Source organism: Mesorhizobium sp. M7A.F.Ca.CA.003.01.2.1 (assembly GCF_003998945.1).
GTDB lineage: Bacteria > Pseudomonadota > Alphaproteobacteria > Rhizobiales > Rhizobiaceae > Mesorhizobium > Mesorhizobium ciceri.
This window is the reverse complement of sequence record NZ_RZRA01000474.1, coordinates 1-4,253: the sequence shown is the minus strand read 5'-3', so window position 1 is coordinate 4,253 and position 4,253 is coordinate 1. Positions and strand designations below refer to the sequence as shown.

General features: G+C 61.0%; 4 protein-coding genes. All 4 read left to right on the top strand.

The annotated features are described in order from the left end of the window. Positions 1-1,022: ATP-binding protein (locus tag EN969_RS19040; protein ID WP_164758345.1), on the top strand; the 1,022-nt coding region annotated here is incomplete at its 5' end. Between the two features lie 42 nt (positions 1,023-1,064). Then, positions 1,065-2,369: a DUF6638 family protein gene (locus EN969_RS19035; protein ID WP_063168857.1), complete on the top strand. Its 1,305-nt coding sequence runs from the start codon at positions 1,065-1,067 to the stop codon at positions 2,367-2,369. A gap of 104 nt (positions 2,370-2,473) precedes the next feature. Next, positions 2,474-3,598: a DUF2333 family protein gene (locus tag EN969_RS19030; protein WP_013529949.1), complete on the top strand. Its 1,125-nt coding sequence runs from the start codon at positions 2,474-2,476 to the stop codon at positions 3,596-3,598. Positions 3,599-3,911: 313 nt separating this feature from the next. Continuing rightward, on the top strand, positions 3,912-4,253 hold a 342-nt coding region (locus EN969_RS19025), incomplete at its 3' end, for a formate--tetrahydrofolate ligase (protein ID WP_127419312.1).

The window sequence follows — 4,253 nt, the reverse complement described above, 5'->3', positions numbered from 1 at the left end:
GCTTCCTGTTCACCTTCATCGGCGACGGCGCCCCCGGCACTGGCAAGACGACGCTGATCCAGATGATCGCCGGCCTCGTCAACGGCTATTGCCAGGTCGCCGGCTATCCCTTCGCCTACGAGAATTTCGGCGTCGACCAGATCTCGTCCTACCAGGGCAAGTCGGGCCAGAACTGCCGCCAGTTCATCAACAATGTCTTGAACCCACGCGTCATCGGCTTCGGCACCATCGACGACATCGACCAGGTGGCCGCCAGACGCTCCGACGACCGCGCCTCCGCCGGCCAGCAGGAGATAACAGGCGTCTTGATGGACGCCTTCGCCGGCGCCGCCACCGTGGTGCGCGGCAACTGCTCGTTCGGCATGTTCTCCAACTACCCCGAAAATGTCGACGACGCGCTGCGCCAGCGCGCCGGCGCCCGCTGGCTGGTCGACGGGCCGCAGAGCCGCGACGACTACATCGATATTTTTGTCCTGCTGGCGGGGAAAAACCATAAGATCCCGCTCGGCGAACACGACCTCTACGCCGCGCAGGAAATCCAGCGCGCCGTGACCGAAGCCTATGAGGAGCACGAGAAGCCGCAGGAAGATGGGCTGATGAAGGTCTACGAGCGCTACATGAAGGAGAACGGCGCGCCGAAATCGATGGCCGATATCGGCACCTATCTGCACCTGATCAAGGATGCCGAGCCCCGCTTCACCGGTCGCGCCATCAAGAATGTCACCGACGCCATCAAGATGCGCGCCATGGACATCGAGCTTCCCGACGATTGGTTCGAGAAGCCGGAAGTCTTCATGCACAAGGGCTACGACGAGAAGAAAGCGATGATCGAGGAACTGCGCGGGCCGTTCTCGATGGACATGGTCATGCAGGAGATCAACCGCTACGCCGACTCGGAGTTCCGCTATTCCGACAAGTCCGACGACTCCGCCGTGGAAAAACTGCTGCGCGACGCCCGCCTGCGCGAACGGGCTGCGCGCGAGATGGAGGAGATGAAGAAGAAGGGGCTATGGAATGCGTGAGCTGCGCCGGCCTTCCCTTCACCCCTTGTGGGAGAAGGCAAGATGAGCCCCGCCAAGAAACCCGATCTCCTGCGCGACAATGAGCTGATCTATGGCCGGCTGCTGACGGTCGACGAGCCGCATCTGATCCAGCGCTACAACAAGGCGCTCGCCGCATTCGGCTTGAAGCCGACCAAGCTGAAGACCTTCCAGATCGATCGCACCGGCTTTTCGCCCGAAGTGGCCGAGGAATGCGACGACTACGACTATCTCGATCCCAACGAGGTCAACCGCCGTTTCATCATCCTGACGCCGTCGCAGATCGACCTGCCGGTGGTGCACACCGCCTTCTCCAACACCTCGCAGCTGATGTTCGAGTTCATGTCCAAGAACCAGCGCGCCATCGATGCGCTGACGATCAAGGATGTCATCTACGGCGAGATCGAGGATTCCGTTCCCAAGGTCAACGATATCGAGGACCTGCTGTCGATCAGCCAGGTCGAGTTCAAGGTGCTGTCGGCTGAGGATGTGCTGGGCAAGGCCGCCGAGCTCGGCAAGCTCGTCGACCGGTTGAAGCAGGAGCCCGACGCCTGGCGCGACAGCGCCATGCTGAACCGCATGGTCGAGCTCGCCAAGATCTGCGGCGACATCCGCGAGAACGCGCTGGTGCCCGACCAGGTGATCTTCCGCCACAACGCCTACTGGACCAGCCATTTCGGTGGCCTTTACGTCTTCGTCGACCCGGATGTGACGACAGTGATCAGCGATCCTGCGGCGCCAGGCTTCCGCCGTTCGCGGCCGTGGCAGGTCAGCTATCTCTCCATTAACGACGCCGACAAGGTGTTCAAGTTCCTCGCCACCACCGGCCGCATCGAGTTGCCGCGCGCCTCCTGGGTCGAGGCCTCGGGCTACCTCGAGCACCGCGCCGAGATGGTGGTGCGCGCGCTGATCCGCGATGCCGAGCCGAACCGCAACTTGACCAATGTCGACAAGGTCTGGCTGCAGACCTGGTTCCAGAGCCATGCCGACCTGATCACCAGGGACGGCAATTTCCCTTTCCTCAACGCCGCCAAGCGCGAGATCGCCCAGCTCGGCCACCTGAAGATCGAGGATGTCTTCCCGCAGCAGCGCTTCCTGGTGATCCGCGCCAAGCCTGACCATCCTGACGCCTGGCTGACCAACCGGCTGATCTCGGATTTCGTGCCGTCGGACTTCGTCTCGCGCTACATCTTCAACAAGGACGGCTTCTACAAGGACTATGGCGGCTTCAGCGACGCCTGGCGATCGCATGTTGTGGACGTTCTCAAAACCACATATTTGAAGGACAAGGTGGCGTTTCGCACGCGCCTCTACGGCCTGACTGACTAGAACGAAATGAACCGTTATTTCGTTCTAACTTCTTGTTTTGGCGCATAATGTTATCCAAAAAGTCTGCAACTTTTTGGCATCATGCTTGAGGGGGTGACACAGCCATGCTCGATCCGATCGTGAACTTCTTCACCCGCATTTTCCAGTGGATCGGCCGCGGTATCGGGCTTTTGATCGGCGTCATCCTGTGGCCGTTCCTGTGGGCCGGACGCTGGTACACGCAACGCGGCTGGATCCTCAAGGCGGCGGTCGGCCTTGCTCTGCTGGTGCTGATCGGCCTCTATGCCAATTTCTTCTACGCCACCCAGTGGTGGAACAATTTCAACCCGAACTATCCAGACACCTACACGTTCGAGAAGCGCAATGTCTCCGCTGGCGAACAGGTCTCCGCCGGCGCCGGCACCGACACGGCCAAGACCTGCGGCAACTCCGGCATTGCCCAGATCGCCGCCGACCTGACCGACTTCAACGTCAACCAGAATGCCTGGATCTCGTCGATGATCCTCTACAAGCTCGGCCTGTTCGGCATCGACTGGGACAACACGCCGTGGATGGACAACAAGGCCTCCTTCCAGCGCGGCATCAACCAGGCGGTGCGGCGCACGGCGACCGAACTCGCCGACAATCTCGGCCGCGTCCGCACCACCTCGCAGATCGACAGCGATCTGCAGAATGCCCGCGGCAACCTGCAGTTCGACGAGGAGACCTGGTATTTCGGCCTGAACCCGTTCGGTCCCAAGACACCGACGCCGAGCTACTATCGCGACGCCGTGCGCATGCTGCGTTCCTTCAACGCTCGCCTTGCCACCTGCCAGGCGACATTCGACGCCCGCGCCGACAATCTGAAACAGTATATCGACCGCATCTCGTCCGACATCGGCTCGACCTCGGCGATCCTCAAGGAACGCGCCGAGAACCACAACAATGGCTGGTTCGACTTCCGCGCCGACGACCGCTACTGGTTCGCCTATGGCCAGCTCTATGGCTATTACGGCCTGATGAAGGGCGCCCAGGCCGACTTCGAGGACGTCATCAAGGAAAAGCATCTGCAGAACCTCTGGGACACGATGGACTCGCAGTTCGTTTCGGCACTGAAGATCCAGCCTTTCATCATCGCCAATGGCCGCGAGGATGGCTGGCTGTTGCCGACGCATCTGACGACGATGGGCTTCTATGTGCTCAGGGTGCGCTCCAACATGGTCGAAATCAGCAACGTTCTGACGCAGTAGCGCTGTTCCATTAGGGACCAGGCGATGGTGAATTTGCGCCGTCGCCTCTGTCGCATTCCGTGCATTGTGCGGCTGTTTTGAGACGGCGGAACGACGCGTCCTCTGGCTTCTATACGGCGCGGCAACGGAGCCAGGAAGAACCGACGACAGGTCGGCCGGTCCGCAGAAGAATTTTCTCAAGAGGAAACATAGTTGCATACAAGTTGACGCCGCGGCAGCGACAGGGTTAGAACATGCCCGCGCCCGGTTCCAACCTGCTTGCCAGTAAGACCAAACCCGTCCCCTCCACCGTCCAATCCAGAGGAAAGCCGTCATGGCCGAAGTGAAGTCCGACATCGAGATCGCGCGCGGCGCCAGGAAAAAGCAGATCCAGGAGATCGGCCAGAAGATCGGCATCCCGACCGAACACCTGCTGCCCTACGGCCACGACAAGGCCAAGATATCAGCCGAATTCATCAAATCGGTGAAGGGCAACAAGGACGGCAAGCTGATCCTCGTAACCGCCATCAACCCGACGCCGGCCGGCGAAGGCAAGACCACGACCACGGTTGGTCTCGGCGACGGCCTGAACCGCATCGGCAAGAAGGCGATCGTCTGCATCCGCGAGGCTTCGCTCGGCCCGAACTTCGGCGTCAAGGGCGGTGCCGCCGGCGGC

What these genes read in the sequence shown, in the direction of transcription:
- EN969_RS19030 (WP_013529949.1), top strand. Translation starts at nt 2,474, where the DNA reads ATGCTCGATCCGATCGTGAACTTCTTCACCCGCATTTTCCAGTGGATC.
- EN969_RS19035 (WP_063168857.1), top strand. Translation starts at nt 1,065, where the DNA reads ATGAGCCCCGCCAAGAAACCCGATCTCCTGCGCGACAATGAGCTGATC.